General features: G+C 70.3%; 19 protein-coding genes. 8 read left to right on the top strand and 11 right to left on the bottom strand.

What is annotated here, in order from left to right; genetic code table 11:
* The first annotated feature begins 148 nt into the window (after positions 1-148).
* Entirely contained in the window at positions 149-988 is an 840-nt protein-coding gene (locus VSH64_RS40210) for an inositol monophosphatase family protein (RefSeq protein WP_326567975.1), read from the top strand.
* Between the two features lie 399 nt (positions 989-1387).
* On the opposite strand, the gene VSH64_RS40205 is transcribed toward VSH64_RS40210, so the two are convergent.
* The 3 genes from VSH64_RS40205 to VSH64_RS40195 form a co-directional block, all read right to left on the bottom strand.
* Positions 1388-1531 (bottom strand): hypothetical protein, encoded by a 144-nt coding sequence (locus VSH64_RS40205; RefSeq protein ID WP_326567974.1) that lies wholly within the window; start codon positions 1529-1531, stop codon positions 1388-1390.
* A gap of 482 nt (positions 1532-2013) precedes the next feature.
* Entirely contained in the window at positions 2014-2487 is a 474-nt protein-coding gene (locus VSH64_RS40200) for a DUF3592 domain-containing protein (protein WP_326567973.1), read from the bottom strand.
* Positions 2488-2504: 17 nt separating this feature from the next.
* Complete coding sequence (locus tag VSH64_RS40195) at positions 2505-4025, bottom strand: M1 family metallopeptidase (RefSeq protein ID WP_326567972.1); 1521 nt, start codon at positions 4023-4025, stop codon at positions 2505-2507.
* A gap of 235 nt (positions 4026-4260) precedes the next feature.
* On the opposite strand from VSH64_RS40195, the gene VSH64_RS40190 reads away from it, so the two are divergent.
* Complete coding sequence (locus tag VSH64_RS40190) at positions 4261-4719, top strand: phosphotransferase (protein ID WP_326838166.1); 459 nt, start codon at positions 4261-4263, stop codon at positions 4717-4719.
* A gap of 52 nt (positions 4720-4771) precedes the next feature.
* Here VSH64_RS40190 and menD read toward each other — a convergent pair whose 3' ends face one another.
* Positions 4772-6448 carry a 2-succinyl-5-enolpyruvyl-6-hydroxy-3-cyclohexene-1-carboxylic-acid synthase gene (gene menD / locus VSH64_RS40185; protein WP_326567971.1) on the bottom strand — a complete coding sequence of 559 codons (1677 nt, stop codon included), beginning with the start codon at positions 6446-6448 and terminating at the stop codon, positions 4772-4774.
* 135 nt (positions 6449-6583) lie between these two features.
* On the opposite strand from menD, the gene VSH64_RS40180 reads away from it, so the two are divergent.
* The 4 genes from VSH64_RS40180 to VSH64_RS40165 are packed head-to-tail and all read left to right on the top strand — an operon-like array spanning position 6584 to position 9761.
* Complete coding sequence (locus VSH64_RS40180) at positions 6584-7507, top strand: 1,4-dihydroxy-2-naphthoyl-CoA synthase (RefSeq protein WP_326567970.1); 924 nt, start codon at positions 6584-6586, stop codon at positions 7505-7507.
* Between the two features lie 15 nt (positions 7508-7522).
* Entirely contained in the window at positions 7523-8674 is a 1152-nt protein-coding gene (gene menE / locus VSH64_RS40175) for an o-succinylbenzoate--CoA ligase (protein WP_326567969.1), read from the top strand.
* 51 nt (positions 8675-8725) lie between these two features.
* Entirely contained in the window at positions 8726-8857 is a 132-nt protein-coding gene (locus VSH64_RS40170) for a hypothetical protein (RefSeq protein ID WP_326567968.1), read from the top strand.
* Between the two features lie 34 nt (positions 8858-8891).
* On the top strand, positions 8892-9761 hold the full coding sequence (locus VSH64_RS40165) for a 1,4-dihydroxy-2-naphthoate polyprenyltransferase (RefSeq protein ID WP_326567967.1): 870 nt from the start codon (positions 8892-8894) through the stop codon (positions 9759-9761).
* A gap of 22 nt (positions 9762-9783) precedes the next feature.
* Here the strand turns inward: VSH64_RS40165 and cds1 are convergent, their stop codons facing one another.
* From cds1 to VSH64_RS40150, 3 genes are read right to left on the bottom strand one after another with little or no spacing between them, the layout of a single operon-like run.
* A complete protein-coding gene (gene cds1 / locus VSH64_RS40160; protein ID WP_326567966.1) occupies positions 9784-10860 on the bottom strand; it encodes an L-cysteine desulfhydrase Cds1 in 1077 nt (358 codons plus the stop codon).
* Positions 10857-11168 carry a DUF4229 domain-containing protein gene (locus VSH64_RS40155; protein ID WP_326567965.1) on the bottom strand — a complete coding sequence of 104 codons (312 nt, stop codon included), beginning with the start codon at positions 11166-11168 and terminating at the stop codon, positions 10857-10859. Before VSH64_RS40155 ends, cds1 begins: the two co-directional genes overlap by 4 nt.
* Before the next feature lie 11 nt (positions 11169-11179).
* On the bottom strand, positions 11180-11653 hold the full coding sequence (locus tag VSH64_RS40150; RefSeq protein WP_326567964.1) for an Lrp/AsnC family transcriptional regulator: 474 nt from the start codon (positions 11651-11653) through the stop codon (positions 11180-11182).
* A 376-nt stretch (positions 11654-12029) separates the two neighbouring features.
* Between VSH64_RS40150 and VSH64_RS40145 the strand changes: the two genes are divergently transcribed.
* Both VSH64_RS40145 and VSH64_RS40140 read left to right on the top strand, forming a co-directional pair.
* Entirely contained in the window at positions 12030-12242 is a 213-nt protein-coding gene (locus VSH64_RS40145) for a BldC family transcriptional regulator (protein ID WP_072474890.1), read from the top strand.
* A gap of 189 nt (positions 12243-12431) precedes the next feature.
* Positions 12432-12617: a hypothetical protein gene (locus VSH64_RS40140; RefSeq protein ID WP_326567963.1), complete on the top strand. Its 186-nt coding sequence runs from the start codon at positions 12432-12434 to the stop codon at positions 12615-12617.
* A gap of 66 nt (positions 12618-12683) precedes the next feature.
* Here VSH64_RS40140 and VSH64_RS40135 read toward each other — a convergent pair whose 3' ends face one another.
* The 4 genes from VSH64_RS40135 to VSH64_RS40120 all read right to left on the bottom strand — a co-directional run bounded on the left by VSH64_RS40135 (position 12684) and on the right by VSH64_RS40120 (position 17556).
* A complete protein-coding gene (locus tag VSH64_RS40135; protein WP_407655593.1) occupies positions 12684-14099 on the bottom strand; it encodes a MinD/ParA family ATP-binding protein in 1416 nt (471 codons plus the stop codon).
* Between the two features lie 89 nt (positions 14100-14188).
* On the bottom strand, positions 14189-15166 hold the full coding sequence (ccsB, locus tag VSH64_RS40130) for a c-type cytochrome biogenesis protein CcsB (protein WP_326567962.1): 978 nt from the start codon (positions 15164-15166) through the stop codon (positions 14189-14191).
* 3 nt (positions 15167-15169) lie between these two features.
* Positions 15170-16786, bottom strand: coding sequence for a cytochrome c biogenesis protein ResB (gene resB / locus VSH64_RS40125; protein ID WP_326567961.1), 1617 nt, complete (start codon positions 16784-16786; stop codon positions 15170-15172).
* On the bottom strand, positions 16783-17556 hold the full coding sequence (locus VSH64_RS40120; RefSeq protein ID WP_326567960.1) for a cytochrome c biogenesis CcdA family protein: 774 nt from the start codon (positions 17554-17556) through the stop codon (positions 16783-16785). The genes resB and VSH64_RS40120 overlap by 4 nt, the downstream gene beginning before the upstream one ends.
* Positions 17557-17619: the final 63 nt, after the last annotated feature.

The following is a 17619-nucleotide window of genomic DNA, read 5'->3' as shown; positions in this document are numbered from 1 at the left end:
CCGGACCAATCCTTCGTGACCGGTGGACCAACGATGTTCGAACACTCGCGGTCGGTGTTCTCCCGGCCACAGTCCGTCGACAGATTCGCCACGACATGTCACCTCAAGGTCGTGTCCCGGAAACCAGGACGGCCCAGACTAAGCAGGCATGACCCTCTTGTCCTCCAGGCCGTCGCAGCCCGTGGAGCCGGGGCTGCTCTCGAGGGCCCTCGAGGTGGCCGGCCGGCTGGCCAACGACGCCACCGACGTGATCACCGCGACGGCGGGCCGTGGCGCCCACCCCTCGACCCTGGACTCCCCGTTCGACTGGGTCACCGACACCGACCGAATCCTCGAGCGCCACACCCGCCGGGTGCTCACGGCCGAATTCCCCGGCATCCCCGTGGTGGGCCACGAGTTCGGCGCCGACCACGGCGCCGACGTGGCCGAGTACCGCTGGGTCGTCGACTCCGTGGACGGCACCGCCAACTACGTGGCCGGCGTGCCGTGGTGCGCCTACAGCCTCGCGTTGATCGACGCGTCGGGGCCGGTGGTCGGCGTGGTGGCGGATCCGTATCGCGCGCAGATCTACGCCGCCGCCCGTGGCCGGGGGGCGCGGGCGAATGGGAAGCCGATCCAGCTGGTGGACCGTCGGGTGACGGCCGGGGCGATCGTGTGCACGGAGCTCGCCCGCAAGGGACCGTGGCCGGGCATGGGCGGGTTCATCGAACGCGCCGCGGCGGCGCACGCCGGGGTGCGGGTGCTGGGGTCGGCGGCGTTGTCCATCGCGCAGGTCGCGTTGGGGCACGCCGCGGCGGCGGTGTTGCACAGTTACCACGAGTGGGACGTCGCCGGCTCCGTCGCGATGGCGATCGAGGCCGGCGCGGTGGTGCTGGACAAGCACGGCGAGGACACGACGTTGCCGACGGATGGGCTGCTGGTGGCTGCGCCGGGGGTTGCGGACGAGGTCCTGAGCTGGTGGCAGGAGACGGCGACGGTGGCTCCCTGAGTGGTGGGTGGGGCTCGGGGTTCTGGGCTCGGGGTTCTGGGCTCGGGGTTCGGGGCTCGGGGTTCGTGTCGTTCGTCCTCGACGGTGCGAGTGCCGACCACCTGCTGGTCGTCGGCCGGGTTCGTGTGCTTTGGGGTGCGGATCTCGGGTTTGGTTGGGGGTAAGTGAACGTGGGGTGTGGGGGTTCGGTCACGTGGTGTTCGGGTCCGCACAAATTAGGGGTGAGCTGGTCTGCGCCGGTCTGCGCTGCTCTGGACCCCGCCGGTCTGGGCTGGCCTGGGCCGAGCTGAACAGGTGGCGGTGCGAACAGTCCCACCGAATGTGAACCCTCCACCACTGGCTGTGCGGACTCGATCAGCCGATGTGCGGATCTGACCGGCTGCTGTGAAGACCTGAGCATCAGCGGTGCGAACCGAACACCGGCTGCGCGACCAGCATCAGCGGATGCGAGAACCGCACCATCGGCTGCGCATCCGCGAACATCAGCTGCGCGAAACCACCCACCGGCCGCTCGAAGCCCCTACCCTCCGCGCGATCCAGCACAACCGCCGCACGAGCTGAGACCACCGAATGTCAGAGCCCAACCACCGGCTGCGCGGATTCCATCCTCTGATGTGCGGATCCGACCGCCAGCAGTGCTAACCGGACAACAATGGGGTCGAACGAACACCGGCTGTGCGAACAGTGCCGGCGAATGCGAGAACCGCATCATCGGCTGCGCATCCGCGAACATCAGCTGCGCGAAACCAGCCACCGGTCGCTCGAAGCGGCCCACCAGGCGCGGCGATCCGGCGCAGCAGCTGCGGCGATCCAGTGCAGCCGCCACGCCAACCGAGACCAGTGGATGTCAGAGCCACACTGCCGGCTGCGCGGATTTCATCCCCTGATGTGCGGACCCGACCGCCGGCGGTGCGAACCGAACAACAATGGGTGCGACCCGAACACCGACTGTGCGAATCAACCCCATCGCTGTGCGAAGTTGATCATCCGCCGCGCAGAACCCACCAAAGGCCGTTCGAAACCGATCAGGCGACCGGCACCTCAGGCACCGACTCCTCCGCACGAGCCGCCCGGTCGCGCTTGATCAGCCGCCGGAGCCACCACATCAGCGGCCCGGCGACGAGCCAGGTGAACAGGATCGTGGTGCCCAGCGGGAGCAGCGTGAGGGTCGCCGTGCGGCCGGCGACGCGGGCCGCACGGTCGGGGTTCGTGGTGTCGTACTCGATGGCCACGAGTTGGCCGGCGGCGAGGCCCGAGGGGTAGAGGACGCCGTTGGTGGGGCTGTGGACGATGCCGTCCGGGCTGGCGAACTGGATGATCGTGCGGTCGAACGCCACGGACTCGACGGTGGCCGTGGCGGTGCCGAGGTGGGATTCGATCGCGTTGTCGTTGCGGATGGCCGCGAAGAGCAGGCTCACGCACATCACGGTGAGCAGCGAGGCGACACCGAGGACGACGAACCACCCGGTGCGCCTCGCCCGTTCACGCTTGACCGTCACAACGCGAGTTTAGTGCCTCACCGTTCACCGGCGGCCGCGAGCATGCGGTGGTTGGCCCGGATCTGGTCGTAGGACTTCGGCTTGGCCACGGTGTGCGCGGCCCGGGCCGTGAAGGCGTTGGCGGCGCCGTTCGGACCCACGGCCGGCTTGCCCTTCGTGAACAGCCACGTCTGGAACAACGCCTGCAGCGGCTTGCCCGACACCTGCTCGGCCAGCGCCTCGAACTCCGGGATCACGGCGTGGCCACCGGCCTTCGTCGCCTGCCACTTCTGCAGGATTGCGAAGAACGCGTCGTCGCCGACGGTGGTGCGCAGGGCCTGCAGGGCCATCGCGCCGCGGTCGTAGACGGCGCCGTCGAACTGGTTCTCCTCGCCCGGGTCGCCGGGGAGGACCTGCCAGAAGGCGTCGTCGGCGGCGTAGGAGTCGTAGGCGAACTGGGCGAGTTCGGCGGTGGTGCCCTCGCCCTCGTGCTCGGACCAGAGGTACTCGGCGTAGGACGCGAAGCCCTCGTTGAGCCAGATGTCGCTCCACTTGCCGAGCGAGACGTTGTCGCCGAACCACTGGTGGGCGTTCTCGTGGGCGATGAGGGTGGTGTTGGAGCCGTTGAGGAAGTTCTTCAACCCGTAGGTCGGGCGCGTCTGGTTCTCGAGCGAGAACGTGATGCCGCTGGTGACCACGCCACCCTCGGCCTCGAACGGGAACGGCCCGAACTGCGTGGCCAGGAACGCGTCGATCTCCGGCGTGCGCTCGACGCTGGCCTTGGCCGCGTACAGCGAGTCACCGAGGTCCGCGCCGTACGCGGTGATGAACGGCTTGCCGTCCGGCGTCGTCGACTGGTTCACCTCGTAGGGCCCCACCACGAACGACGTGAGGTACGTGGCCTGCGGCTTCGTGCTCCGCCAGCTCCACCGCGTCCACCCGGCCCGCGACTGGGTCTTGCGCACGAGCGTGCCGTTCGTGATGGCCGCGTTCCCGTCCGGCGCCTCGATGCTCACGTCGTAAGTCGCTTTGTCGGTCGGGTGGTCGTTGGACGGGAACCACCACTGCGCACTCTGCGGCTCGTCGACGCCCAGCGCGCCGAACGCCCCGTGCTTCCACCCGTGCAACCCGTCCACCGCCTCCGCCGACGGCGTGTCGTCATACGCGACGACGACCGTGGTGGTCTGGCCCTTCGCGAGCGGGTGCTTCGGCGTGATCACGAGCTCACCGTCGCCGTTCTGGTTGGCGAACCCCGCGGCCTCATTGCCGACCAGCACGCTCTTCGCCTTCAACGCGAAGTCCAGATCGAACCGCGACAGATCCTGCGTAGCCGTGAGCAGCAGCGTCGTCGTACCCGCCAGCCGATCGGTGTCCGGCTGGTAGGTCAGGCGGATGTCGTAGTGCAGCACGTCCGTGCCGCCGTTGCCCGCATTCGGGTAGTACGGATCCCCCACCCCGGCCGCCCCCGGCTGCGGCGCCGCCGACGCCACCCCGGCGACCAGCACGGACACCACTCCCGCCGCGACCATCCCGATCCCGGCCCGACCTCTTCCACGCATGGCGATTCCTCCCAGACGGTGATCAACGCGCTCGAACGTAGCCAGAGTTCGAGTTGCGAGGTACGTCCGTTGGGAGGTTCTTACCCGCTGAGATCGCCAGCGGTTATCGGTTGACTGGACCACCCAGCTCGACCACGCGCCGGAAGATCCCTGGTCGGCGACGCGCCAGACGTCGTCGTCCGCGTCGGCGCCGCCCTTCGGCACCCGACAGGGACGTGAAGCGCCGCACGAGGCACTGGCCGGGTTCGAACCACCGGCGGGCGCGGCCTGGCAGCGGCTCATCCCGCCGGACCGGGAAGAACTGGTGTGCCACAACGACGTCGCGCCCTGGAACGTCGTGCGGGCCGAGCGTGGGTGGGTGCTGATCGACTGGGACTGCGCCGCGCCGGCGTCGGCGGTGTGGGACCTCGCCTACGCCGCGCAGACCACTGCCGACCTGGGTGTCGGCCGGTCCGTCGCGGAGTCCGCGGCCCGGCTGCGCGCCTTCACCGACGGCTATGGCCTGGACGACCGCCAGCGCGCCGAACTCCCGGCCGCGCTCGGCCGCCGGACCCGTGCGATGCACGAGTTCCTCAGCGCCAACGCCGGCACTCAGCCGTGGTCGCGCATCTGGGCCGAGGACGGACCGTACTGGTTCGCGACCGCGGAGTACCTCGACGAGCACGTGAACGCGTGGCGATCAGCACTCGGCTGACCACCCGAGACTCAGACTCAGCAGAAGCCCCACACCGAACCGGCAGTCGAGCTCAGCCGTTCCCCACCGCCGACGCAACCGCCTTCCTCAACCGCGCATGCAGATCACGATGCCGCGACCGGTCCACCCGCACCTCGACCACCCGCAACCCCGGCGCCGGCTTCAGCGCGGCCCGGAACTCCGCCACCGAAGTAGCCAACACGTGCGGCACGCGATACCCCGCGCACAACGCCCCGAGATCCGCCCCATGCGGCGTCCCGAAAACCCGCTCGAAACTGGCCGAATGCTCCGGCGCCCCCTGCTCCAGCAGCGAGAAAATACCGCCGCCGTCGTCGTTCAGCACCACGATGGTGAGGTCCGGCCGCTGTTCGGTCGGACCAGTGAGCAGGCCGGACGCGTCATGCAGGAACGTCAGATCGCCCAGCAGCGCATACGACGGAGCCCGGTGCACCGTGGCCGCACCGATGGCGGTCGACACCGTGCCGTCGATGCCGGCGACGCCGCGGTTGCGGTGCACGAGCACGTCGGGGCGCAGGGAGCCGGCCAGGGCGACGTCGCGGGTCGGGTTGGAGGAGCCGACAACCAACAACGCGCCTTGGGGCAGGGCGCCGACCAGTTCGGAAGCGACGCTCAAGCCGCTCGGCCACGGCTCGCTCGCCAGGGCGGTGGTGACGGCGGCGGAGGCGGCCGCGTCGGCGCGTTGCCAGCCGGCGAGCCACTCCGGGTCGGCCGGTTTGGTGGGTTCGGCGAACCACTGGCCGACCTGGCGGACGTTGTGGGCGGGTGCGGGCCAGTCGGAGTCCGGGCGCACGAGCAGCACCTCGACGGCCGGGTCGGACAGCACCTTCTGCACCTGCCGGAACACGGTCGGCCGACCCAGGCAGAGGACCTGTTCGGGCTTGTGCGCGGAGATGAACTCCTCCACGCCGAGCAGCCAGGCGCCCGAGGAGATGGCCGTGGTGCCCGAGAGGCCGAGACCACCGGTTTCCGACACCACGGGCCAGCCATGTTGTTCGGCCCATTCGCTGGCGGCCTGCACGCCGGTGTCGCACGCGATGACCAGGCCGTGGCGGGCCGAAGGGACCACGAAGGACGGCAGCGCGCCGAAGTCGGGCAGCTCGGTCCAGCGTTCGCCGTCGGCGCGGCCCTCCGTGGATTCGTACCACTCGCCGTCGTCGTCGAGGTCGGGCACCAGCGGGTCGCGGAACGGGATGTTCAGGTGCACGGGACCGCTGCGCCACTCCCCGTAGGCGGCGTTCCACGCGCGGCAGATCTGGCTGCGCCAATACGAGTTCTGGCCGGCGCGCCGCTCGGCCACGGCCAGCTCGTCGAAGTAGCGCACGGCGTCGCCGTAGAGCTGGTACTGGTCGATCACCTGGCTGGCGCCCGCGGAGCGCAGCTCGGGCGGCCGGTCGGCCGTGAGCACGATCAGCGGCACGCCCGCGCGGTCGGCCTCGAGCACGGCCGGGTGGAAGTTCGCGGCCGCGGTGCCGGAGGTACAGACCACCGCCGACGGACGGCCCGTGCGCGCGGCGATACCGAGCGCGAGGAAGGCCGCGCCGCGCTCGTCGATACGCACGTGGAGCTTCAGGCGCCCGGCCGCGGCCGCGTCGTAGAGCGCGATCGACAGCGGCGCGTTGCGGGATCCCGGGCAGAGCACGACGTGGGACACGGTGTTGCGGACCAGTTCGTCGACGATGACCCGGGCCTGCGCGGTGGAAGGGTTCACCGGCAGGATCCTGGCTCGTCGACCGCCGACGCGCTTCCCCCGGCGAAGGCGGCATCGGGCACCGCCAACGCACTCCTCACCGCGGAGGCGGCATCACGCACAGCAGAAATGTCCACAGGTCCTATTCTCCCAAACGTGGATGACGCCCGAGTTTCCGAGCTGTTCGATCCGGCCGCGTGGACCGAGGTCGAAGGTTTCGCCTTCACCGACATCACCTACCACCGCTCCACCGAGAGCCGCTCCGGCAAACGGGTGGTCCGCGTCGCGTTCGACCGTCCGGAGGTCCGCAACGCCTTCCGCCCGCACACGGTCGACGAGCTCTACCGCGCCCTCGACCACGCCCGGATGAGCTCCGACGTCGGCTGCGTCCTGCTCACCGGCAACGGGCCGTCGCCCAAGGACGGCGGCTGGGCGTTCTGTTCCGGCGGTGACCAGCGTATTCGTGGACGCTCCGGGTATCAGTACGCGAGTGGGGAGACCTCCGACACGGTCGACCCGGCGCGCGCGGGCCGCCTGCACATCCTCGAGGTGCAGCGATTGATCCGGTTCATGCCGAAACCGGTGGTCGCGGTCGTGCCCGGTTGGGCCGCCGGTGGCGGGCACTCGCTGCACGTCGTGTGCGATCTCACGCTCGCCTCGGCCGAACACGCGCGGTTCAAGCAGACCGACGCCGACGTCGGCTCGTTCGACGCCGGCTACGGCTCGGCCTACCTCGCCCGCCAGGTCGGCCAGAAGTTCGCCCGCGAGATCTTCTTCCTCGGCCGCGACTACACCGCCGAGCAGATGCACCACATGGGCGCGGTCAACGAGGTCGTGCCCCACGCCGACCTGGAGAAGGTGGCGCTCGACTGGGGCTGGGCCATCGTCGGCAAGTCCCCGACCGCGCAGCGCATGCTGAAGTACGCCTTCAACGCGATCGACGACGGCCTCGTCGGCCAGCAGCTCTTCGCCGGCGAGACCACGCGGCTGGCCTACATGCAGGACGAGGCCGTGGAAGGCCGCGACGCGTTCCTGCAGAAGCGGGACCCGGACTGGTCCGACGTCCCGTACTACTACTGATCCCCGGGAGACCTTGTGCGTGTGGTGTGGCTCGACGGGAGCGCCGAAGCGGTGTCCGAGCTGGACACGGCGGTGGCGGCCGCGCTCGACGGCGGTGAGGCGGTGCTGCCGCTGTCCTCGGCCGACCCGGCGGCGCCCGGCGTGCTCGAAGCGATGGCGCCCGACACGCCCGTGGAGCCGGACACGACCGTGATCATCGCCACGTCGGGCTCCACCGGCGCACCCAAGGGCGTGCTGCTCTCGGCGGGCGCGCTCACGGCCTCGGCCACGGCCACCCACGCCCGCCTCGGCGGTCCGGGCCACTGGCTGCTGGCCACGCCGGCGCACTACATCGGCGGCCTGCAGGTGCTCGTGCGCGCGCGGCTGGCCGGCACGAAGGCGGCGCTGCTCACCGGCGCGGGTTTCCGGCCGGACGAGTTCGCCGCGGCCGCCGCGCCGGTGCTGGCCGAGTCCGGTCCGCGCTACACGGCGCTGGTGCCGACGCAGCTCGTGCGGCTGCTCGACGACGACGGCGCCGGGCTGGCCGCGGCCCGCGCGTTCGACGGGATCGTGCTGGGCGCGGCCGCCACGTCGGCGAAGCTGCGTACGCGAGCGGGCGAGGCCGGGGTGCGGATCGTGCCCGCGTACGGGATGAGCGAGACCGCCAGCGGCTGCGTCTACGACGGCATGCCCCTCGACGGAGTGCGGGTGGAGCCGGACGCCGACGAGCGGCTGTGCATCTCCGGGCCCGTGCTGGCACACGGCTACCGCCTCGCGCCGGAGCTGACCGGTGAGTCGTTCCGCGACGGCTGGTTCCGCACGTCCGACCGCGGCCGACTGCTCGCCGACGGCCGGGTGGAGGTACTCGGGCGCGCCGACGACGTGATCAACACCGGCGGGGTGAAGGTGTCGGCGGCGTCGGTGGAGCAGGTGGTGGCCGGGATCTCCGGGGTGCGGGACGTGTGCGTGGTCGGGGTCCCCGACCCGCAGTGGGGCGAGACGGTGGTCGCGCTGGTCGTCGCGGACGGACCGGTGGCGCAGGAGACGATCAAGGAAGTCACCCGGGAAGAGCTCGGGGCCGCGGCGGCGCCGAAGCGCGTCGAATTCGCCGATGAGCTGCCGTTGCGCGGGCCCGGGAAGATCGATCGCGCCGCCGTGAAAGCCCGGTTCGACCCCGGGACGGCGTGAAATCCCGCCGGATCGTTGACAGGGTGCCAGTGATCACGGTTGCCTCGGGGCATGACGAGGTGGACGAAGGCCGCGGTGGCGGTCGTGGCGGTTGCTCTGGGGCTGGTCATCGGCGCGGGAGCCGCGTCGGCGGACGAGCCGGCCACCAGCGGGACGCTCACGTGGCAGGTCACGGGTTCCTGATCGGGTGAAGATCGCATGGGCTTGAATGAAGTCCATGGCGACAGTGAGTGAGTGGATCGAAGGCGCCCGTCCGCGGACGCTGCCCAATGCGATCGCGCCGGTGGTGGCGGGGATCGGGGCGGCGATCGCGCTGGACGCGTTTTCGTGGTGGCGGTCGGCGCTCGCCTTGCTGGTCGCGCTGTCGCTGATCATCGGCGTGAACTTCGCCAACGACTACTCCGACGGCGTTCGCGGCACGGACGAGAACCGGGTCGGGCCGTTGCGGCTGGTGGGCTCGGGCACGGCCGCGCCCAAGGCGGTGCTGGCGGCGGCGCTGGCGTGCCTCGGGCTGGCCGGGGTGCTCGGCCTGGTGCTCGTGGTGCTCACCGGCTTCTGGTGGCTGCTGATCATGGGTGCGGTGTGCATCCTGGGCGCCTGGTTCTACACGGGCGGGAAGAAGCCGTACGGCTACTACGGCTTCGGCGAGATCGCGGTGTTCGTGTTCTTCGGCCTGGCCGCGGTCCTGGGCACGGTCTACGTGCAGGCCGGTCGGGTCAGCTGGGCCGGCCTGGCGTGCGCCGTCGCCGTCGGCTCGTTCTCCACGGCGGTGCTGACCGCCAACAACCTGCGTGACATCCCCACCGACGTCGAATCCGGCAAACGCACCCTCGCCACCCGCCTCGGCGACGGCGGCACGCGCCGGATGTACCTCGTGCTGGTGGCCGTGCCGTACGTGCTCACCGTGGCGCTCGGCATCTGGCACCCGCTGCAGCTCATCGCACTGGTCACGGCCCCGATGCTGCTCAAGTCCGTGCGCGCCGTGGGCGGGGGCAAGGTCGGGCGCGAGCTGATCCCGGCCCTGCGCGACACCGGGCTGGCCATGCTCGCATGGGCGGTGCTGAGCGCCGTCGCGCTGGCGCTCTGACCCTCACGAGACGGGCAGCGAGCTATCCCTCGAAGCGGCCGGTGAGCAGGAACTCGTCGAACTTCGCGCGGTACGGCGCGATGTCGATCCCCTGCTCCCCCAGCCACTCGTCCGAGTAGTAGGTGTTGGCGTACCGGTCCCCGCCGTCACACAGCAGCGTGACGATGGAGCCGGCCTGGCCTTCGGCGAGCATGCGGGAGATGAGGGTGAAGGCGCCGTAGAGGTTGGTGCCGGTGGAGCCGCCCGCCCAGTGGCCGGTGTGATCGCGCAGAAGGCGGATCGCGGCCAGCGAGCCGGCGTCGGGCACGGAGAACATCTCGTCGATCACGCCGGGCACGAACGAGGGCTCCACGCGCGGACGGCCGATGCCTTCGATGCGCGACGGCATGCCGGTCGAGTAGTCGAGCGCACCGGTTTCCCAGGCGCCGAAGAACGACGAGTTCTCCGGGTCGACCACGGCGATCTTGGTCGTGTGGCGCTTGTAGCGCACGTACCTGCCGAAGGTGGCGCTGGTGCCGCCGGTGCCGGCGCCGACGATGATCCACGAGGGCACGGGGTGGCGTTCGGCGCGCATCTGCGCGAACACGGACTCGGCGATGTTGTTGTTGCCGCGCCAGTCCGTCGCGCGTTCGGCGTAGGTGAACTGGTCGAGGTAGTGGCCGCCGCACTCCGCGGCGAGGCGCTCGGCCTCCGGGTACATGTCCGGTGCGCGGTCGACGTAGTGGCACTCGCCGCCGTAGAACTCGATGAGCGCGATCTTCTCTTTGCTCGTGCTGCGGGGAACCACCGTGATGAACTTCAGGCCCAGCATGCGGGCGAAGTAGGCCTCGGACACCGCGGTCGAGCCGCTGGACGCCTCGATGAGGGTGGTGTCGCGGCCGATCTGGCCGTTGACCAGGCCGTAGAGCAGCAGCGAGCGCGCGAGACGGTGCTTGAGCGAGCCCGTGGGGTGCACGGACTCGTCCTTCAGGTAGAGGTCGATGCCCCACTCGGGCGGCAGCGGGAACACGTGCAGGTGCGTGTCGGCACTGCGGTTGGCGTCGGCCTCGATGATGCGGACGGCCTCGCGCACCCAGGCGCGGTTGTGCAGGCGGCTCACGCGGCCTCGTCGCCCGAGCCGGACTGGAGGTCGCCGCGCAGCTGCGCGCGCAGGGCGGCGCGGGCGCGGGCTCGCGACTCGTTGCGCTTGGCCAGACCGGCCGTCACGCGGGCGTTGAGGCCGCGGAAGAGCAGCAGCCCCAGCGGCAGGCCCACGACGAGGCCGATGAGGAGGGACACCAGCAGGGGCACCCCGACGAGCGACAGCACCCAGGCGACCACGGCCACCAGCGCGAAGCGCGCGACCAGGTACACGGTGAGGTCACGGGGCAGGTGGTCCGACGAGGCGGGTTCCGGCGATGCGCTCACATCGAAGGAGGCTACGCCTTGTTCTCGGCCTCTTCGCCCAGGCCCGCGTTGTTCGGCCGCCCTTCGAAACGCGTCGAGAGCACCACGGTGGTGTTCGTGCGCCCCACGCCGGGGATGCGGCGCAGGCGCCCGAGGGTGTGCTCGAGCTCGTCGACGGTGGACACGCGCACCTTCACCACGAACGCTTCGTCGCCGGCCACGGCGTAGCAGCTCTCGACCTCGGCCAGCTCACCGAGCGCGGAGGCCACGTCCTCGTCGGTGGCGGTGTCGGTCGGGTGGATGCCCACCAGGGCCGTGACGCCCAGGCCGACGGTGCCCGGGTCCACCATGGCGTGGTACCCGGTGATCACCCCCGCGGCTTCGAGCTTGCCCACGCGCTCGTGCACCGACGAGGCCGACAAGCCGACGGAGCGGCCGAGGTCGGCGTAGGTGGCCCGGCCGTTGACCCGCAACGCCGCGATGATCTTCCGGTCCAGCTGATCCACCGGCTCATTATGCTGCGCCGCTCGCGGCCGCCGCAGCGAAGGTCGGGCACCCCGGAAGACTCGACAGAGTGTCTACTGCGTCACAACGTCGGCGATGGCCGCTATCGCCCGCGATGCCCCTTTGGCACACCTTTACCTGAGGCCGCCGCTCCGCAGAAGAAAAGCTCCAGGTCAGAGACATTTCTACAAGGACTTCACACGCGGAGGCACGCCAGAGGTTATGTCCCTTTTGCACTTTAAGGGCTCTTTACTCAAGGACAACCGTTCGAGTACCCGACGGGTGAAGTGCCACGATTGCCGCGTTGGCTACCCCGGCGCGACGGGCGAAAGGCCCGATGCCTCCGGTATAGCAAGTAGGTCGTTAAGGAGGCGGAAAATGACCGCGACGATGGGCGGAAGGTTGCTCACCCCGGGTGAGGTGGCCGCCTTGTTCCGGGTGGACCCGAAGACGGTCACCCGATGGGCCACGGCCGGCCGGATCGGCTCGATCCGGACTCCGGGCGGGCACCGCCGGTTCCGCGAGTCCGAGGTGAACGAGCTCCTCGCCGAGCTCACCACCGACGCGAGCGAACCGGCCCGCAAGGCCTGAAGCACCGCGACGCGAGGGTCGTGAGTGGTAAGAGGTGAATTCCCGCACCTCTTACCGGTCACGACCCTTCGTCGTACCCGGACCCCGGACCGCCGTCACGTCTTCGTAGTGACCAGGCTCCCGGCCGTTTCCCCGATTTACGGCTAACCTGGGGAATCGGCAAGGCCTTGCACGACGGAAGGACCGGGCATGATCGCTCTGCTCGCAGCGGTGGGCGCCATCACCATCGCCGTTCTGTTGTGGCGGGCCTTCGGCGCGCAACGCATCGGAGTACCGGACCGGCGGCCCACCATCGCCCCCGACGACGACCCCGACTTCCTGCGCAAGCTCGGCGAGCAGCAGCGCAAGCGCCCCACCGACGACCCGGAAGCGTGACCGCCCGAACGTAAAGAAGCGCCCCAGGCCTTCGCGGCCCGGGGCGCTCTTCAGTTCCAGCAAGCGTCAGCGGTACTGCTGCGCGCCGAAGCCGTCCGCGACGGTGGCGGCCAGCTCCAGCAGCGCGAGGCGGGTGTCGCCGCCCAAGCGTTCCAGCTCGATCTCCGCGCCTTCCTCGAGGTGCGCGTCGAACGGGATGCGGCACACGGCGCGCACCTTGGCCCCGAAGTGGGCCGAGAGCTTGTCGAGGTCGACCGAGCTGCCCTTGGGGCGCACGGAGTTGATGACCACGACCGAGCGCTTCACCAGGTCGCCGTAGCCGTGGGCCTCCAGCCAGTCGAGCGTGGCCGAGGCGCTGCGCGCGCCGTCGACCGAGCCCGAGGACACGACCACGAGCGAGTCGGCGACGTCGAGCACACCCTTCATCGCCGAGTGCATCAAGCCGGTGCCGCAGTCGGTGAGCACGATGTTGTAGAAGTGCTCCAGCAGGTTGACCGTGCGCCGGTAGTCGGTCTCGGAGAAGGCCTCCGACACGGCCGGGTCCTGCTCGCTGGCGAGGATCTCGAGCCGGCTCGAACCCTGTGAGGTGTACGAGCGGACGTCGCTGTAGCGCGTGATCTTCTCCGCGTCGCGCAGCAGGTGCCGCACGGTCGCGGTGGTCTCGATGGCGATCTTCTGCGACAGCGTGCCGCGGTCCGGGTTCGCGTCCACGGCCACCACGCGGTCGCCGCGCAGCGACGCGAAGGTTGAGCCCAGCGTGGTCGTGGTGGTGGTCTTGCCGACGCCGCCCTTGAGCGACAGCATCGCGATCTTGTAGCACCCGCGCAGCGGCTGGTTCACGCGCGCGATCAGCTCACGCCGGCGCGTGTCGGCCGGGCTTTCGCCGGGGTTGAGCAGCTTGCCGGTGCCCAGGAACACCGCCTTGCGCCAGCCCGACTGCGGCGTGCGCTTCTGCTGCTTCACCAGGTGCGCGGTGGTCAGGTCGTCGGGCACCGCCGCGTGGCGTCCGCCCGGCTGCGGCAGGCCGGAGGGCTGCTGCTGCGAAGGCTGTTGCTGCTGCGGGTAACCCGCGGGCGGGTACTGCTGCTGCGGCTGCAACGGCGGCAGGTTCTGGTCGTACTGCTGCTGCGCGTAACCCGGCGGAACCTGCCCGGGCTGGGCCGGCTGAGCGGCCGGCGCCGGCTGCCCGGGTTGAGCTGGCTGTCCAGCCGGGGCCGCACCGGGCACCGCGTGCGGACCCGAGTTCGGGTTCGGCGAAGCGACGACCTGGGTCGGCTGCGCGGAGTACGCGTCCGGGTGTGGGGTCGAGTCCGTGCGTTCTTCGGAGAACAGCTCGGCCGCCGCCGGTTCCTGCGGTTGCTCGAGCGAGGCGGAAATCGAGGTCGGAACCTGAGCCGAACCCGTGGGCTCAGCCTGCTCTGACTGCGCTGGAACACCGCCGGACTCCGCCCGGGTGGCCGCCTCTTCGCTGGGTCCGGTCACCGCTGCCAACCTCCCGATCGCACCGCCTGCTGGATCCTCAGGTATCGACGGTAGTCGGGTTGAGTGTTACGAACCGCGTGGGGCCCCGGTCAGTTCACCCCTGCGTACGAGTGCAGTCCGGCGGTCACCAGGTTCACGAAGAACAGGTTGAAGATCGTCACCGCGAAGCCGACGATGTTGATCACGGCCGCCCGGGTGCCACGCCAGCCGGCGGTGGCCCGGGAGTGCAGGTAGGCGGCGTAGACGACCCACGCGATGAACGCGACGGTCTCCTTCGGGTCCCAGCCCCAGAACCGGCCCCACGCGGCCTCGGCCCACACCGCGCCGCACAGCACGCCGAAGGTGAAGATCGGGAACGCCACGATCGTGGCGCGGTAGGCGATGCGGTCGAGCACGTCGGCGGCCGGGAGCTTCGGGCCGAAGCCGGGGAACTTGGCCGGGTTGTTGTCGTACGCGGTGCGGAAGAGGTAGAGCACGCTCGCCACACCGGGCACCAGGAACACGCCGGAGCCGATGATCGCGGCCGACACGTGGATGTAGAGCCAGTACGACTGCAGCGCGGGCACCACCGGCGCGGCCACGGTGTAGAGCAGCGTGCCGTTGATGAACATCAGGATCACGACGGGCAGCAGCAGGAAGCCCGTGAGGTGGCGCACCGGGAACTTCCGGATCACGATCAGCCACGCGACCACCGTGATGAAGGTGACCGCCATGCCGTACTCGTACATGTTGCCCCACGGCGCGCGGTGCACGGCCAGGCCGCGCAGCACGATCGCGGTGAGCTGCAGCAGCGCGCCCAGCACCAGCAGCGAGGCGCCCATGCGGCCGATGCGCTCGGCGCGGCCGACCTCGCGCGGCGCCTCGGGCTCGGCCGGCTTGTCGACGTCCTCGATCTCCGGCCCGCCGGCGCCGACCAGGGACTTCTGCGCGCTGCGCTGGTGGGCCAGGCGGCCCTTCGCGCCGAAGGCCTGCTCGAACAGTGAGAGCAGGAGCGCGAGGACGTAGATCGCCACCGTGGTGGTGTAGAACCAGTCGCTGTACTGCGACAACGTCTCGTTGATCTGCATGCCTCAGCTGCCCTTCCGGCCCGTGACCAGCCGTTCGCTGATCCGCTGGAACTCTTCGCCGTACCCTGCCTGGTCGGTGCGCGCCAGCCCGGCGACCTCGATCACGCTACCCGCGTGTCCGTCGTCACCCGAGCGCACCCGCACCCAGACCCGTCGCCGCTTGACCAGCAGCGATCCGCCCAGGCCCACGAACATCACGATCGCGAAGCCGAGCACGTACACCTGCGTGGGGTCGTGCGAGATCTGCAGGTTCACCCACTTGTTCACGCCGTCGAAGCGCACCTTGGTGCCGTCGTCGAGCGTCACGGACTGGCCGATGGCCAGGTTCTGCCGCGCCACGCGCTTGAGGCGGCCGTCGGCCACCCGGCCCTGGTCGACCTCGAACACCGACTGCCCGCGGCCCGCGTCGAGGCCGAGGTCGCCGCGCAGCACGTCGACGGCGACCATCGGCTTGTTCAGCTCGGGCGCGGTGGAGGTGAGGATTCCCTCGTGGACGAACGACGTCGGCGCCAGCACCCCGGTGATCGCGAGCTGCTTGGTGCGGCGCTGGATCTCGTCGGTGATGCCGGGCTGGTCGAACTTGGTGGCGCCCTGCGAAAGCATCGTGGTCGTGTCGGTGGGCCGCCACTGCGTGTTCTGCGTGCGCTGCTCGCCGTTCGGGAAGGTCACGGTGAACTGGGGCGAGTAGCCGTTGCCGAGCAGGTACACGCGGTCGCCGACGGTGCGCAGCGGGTCGTTGACCTGCAGGTTATACGGCCGCCAAGTGTTCGTGGTGAGGTCGCTGCCCGACTGGAACTGGATGTTCGAGTGGTAGTAGTCGGCCTCGCCGGCGGGGGTGTAGTTCGCGGTGAAGTCGTTGACCTTCACGCAGAACGCGTCGAGGTCGGTGCCGTCGACGCGCAGGCCCGCTTCGAACGAGTCGTAGTTGTAGATGCCCGAGTTGCAGAACTGGCTGCCGTCGGCCTGCACGATCACCTGGCCCTCGTAGCTGTAGAGCTTGCCGAGGGCGAAGAAGATGATCAGGCCGAGCATGCCGAAGTGGAAGAGCAGGTTGCCGGTCTCGCGCAGGTAGCCGCGTTCGGCGGAGATGGAGAAGCCGCCGTCAGCAGTGTCTCCTTCGTCTCGCTCGACCTTCCGCCAACCGCTCAGCTGCTTGCGCACGTCTTCGCGGATCGACTCGGGCGTGCGCGAGGTGCGCGCGAGGCGGTGGTGCGGCATGCGCGCGAGGTTGCGCGGGGTCAGCACCGGCTGCGCGCGCATCTGCCGCACGTAGTCCCAGCTGCGCGGCGTGAGGCAGCCGACGAGCGAGATCATCAGCAGCAGGTAGATCGCCGAGAACCAGACGCTGGAGTACACGTCGTAGAACTGGAGCTTGTCGAGCAGGCTGCCCCACCAGCCGTGGGCCGAGATGTACTCGTCGACCTTCGCCGCGTTGAGCCGGTTCTGCGGCAGCAGTGCGCCGGGCAGCGCGGCGAGCGCCAGCAGGAACAGCAGCACGAGCGCGGTGCGCATCGACGTGAGGCCGCGCCAGGTGTTGCGCAGGAAGGCGAGCAGCTGGTTGCCGCCGGACGGCTTGTACGGGCGCGGCGCGTTGGCCGGGGGCGCTTCGGTGGTCGTCACAGTGGCAGCACCAGGTTCGAGGCGACGGAGTTGCGGAGCCAGCCCATGACGTCTCCCCAGAGGCCGGTGACGAGCAGGATGCCGACGATCATGAGCAGCCCGCCGCCTACGAGCTGCACGCGCCGGCCGTTGCGGCGCAGCCAGTCGGTGGCGCGCACGGCCCAGCGGGCGCCGAGCGCGATGAGCAGGAACGGCAGGCCGAGGCCGAGGCAGTACACGAGCACCAGTAGGTACCCGCGCGCGGCCGCGCCGCCCGTGGCACTCGCGAGGCTCGTGACGGCCGAAAGCGTGGGGCCGATGCACGGCGTCCAGCCGAGCCCGAACACCGCGCCCAGCACCGGCGCGCCCCAGAGGCCACCGCCCGGCACGCGGTGCGAGCGGACCTCTCGCTGCAGGCCCGGGATCCAGCCGAGGAACACCAGCGCCATCGCGATGGTGAGGACACCGCCGATGCGCTGCAGCAGGTCCTGGTTGATCAGCAGGGTGTCGGCAAGCCACACGAGCGTGCCGAGCGTGGCGACGAAGACCACGGTGAACCCGAGCACGAACAGTCCCGCCGCGCCGAGCACGGCGTAGCGGCCCCTCTTGCGTTCCTCGTCGACGCTCACCGCCGGCGCGTCGGCGCCCACCAGCGCCGCGAGGTACGCGAGGTACCCGGGCACGAGCGGCACCACGCAGGGCGACGCGAACGAGATCGCCCCGGCCACGAGCGCCACGCCCGCGGCGAGCAGCAGCGGTCCGGAGATCGCCAGCTCGGACACGGAGTTCACGCACTTGAGAGTAGGCAGTGAGCTTCGCGTGAGACGGGCGGGGGCGGCTCACAGGACGTACGC

The organism is Amycolatopsis rhabdoformis (genome assembly GCF_035918295.1).
GTDB lineage: Bacteria > Actinomycetota > Actinomycetes > Mycobacteriales > Pseudonocardiaceae > Amycolatopsis > Amycolatopsis rhabdoformis.
Note: the sequence above shows the minus strand (reverse complement) of the source record. Positions and strands in the feature narration are given on the sequence as shown.

Bases quoted from the DNA above. Each gene is read 5' to 3' on its own strand.
- VSH64_RS40145 (WP_072474890.1), top strand. From the start codon at position 12,030: ATGACCGCGACGATGGGCGGAAGGTTGCTCACCCCGGGTGAGGTGGCC.
- VSH64_RS40140 (WP_326567963.1), top strand. From the start codon at position 12,432: ATGATCGCTCTGCTCGCAGCGGTGGGCGCCATCACCATCGCCGTTCTG.
- VSH64_RS40165 (WP_326567967.1), top strand. From the start codon at position 8,892: ATGGCGACAGTGAGTGAGTGGATCGAAGGCGCCCGTCCGCGGACGCTG.
- VSH64_RS40210 (WP_326567975.1), top strand. From the start codon at position 149: ATGACCCTCTTGTCCTCCAGGCCGTCGCAGCCCGTGGAGCCGGGGCTG.
- ccsB (WP_326567962.1), bottom strand. From the start codon at position 15,166: ATGCAGATCAACGAGACGTTGTCGCAGTACAGCGACTGGTTCTACACC.
- VSH64_RS40195 (WP_326567972.1), bottom strand. From the start codon at position 4,025: ATGCGTGGAAGAGGTCGGGCCGGGATCGGGATGGTCGCGGCGGGAGTG.
- VSH64_RS40170 (WP_326567968.1), top strand. From the start codon at position 8,726: ATGACGAGGTGGACGAAGGCCGCGGTGGCGGTCGTGGCGGTTGCTCTG.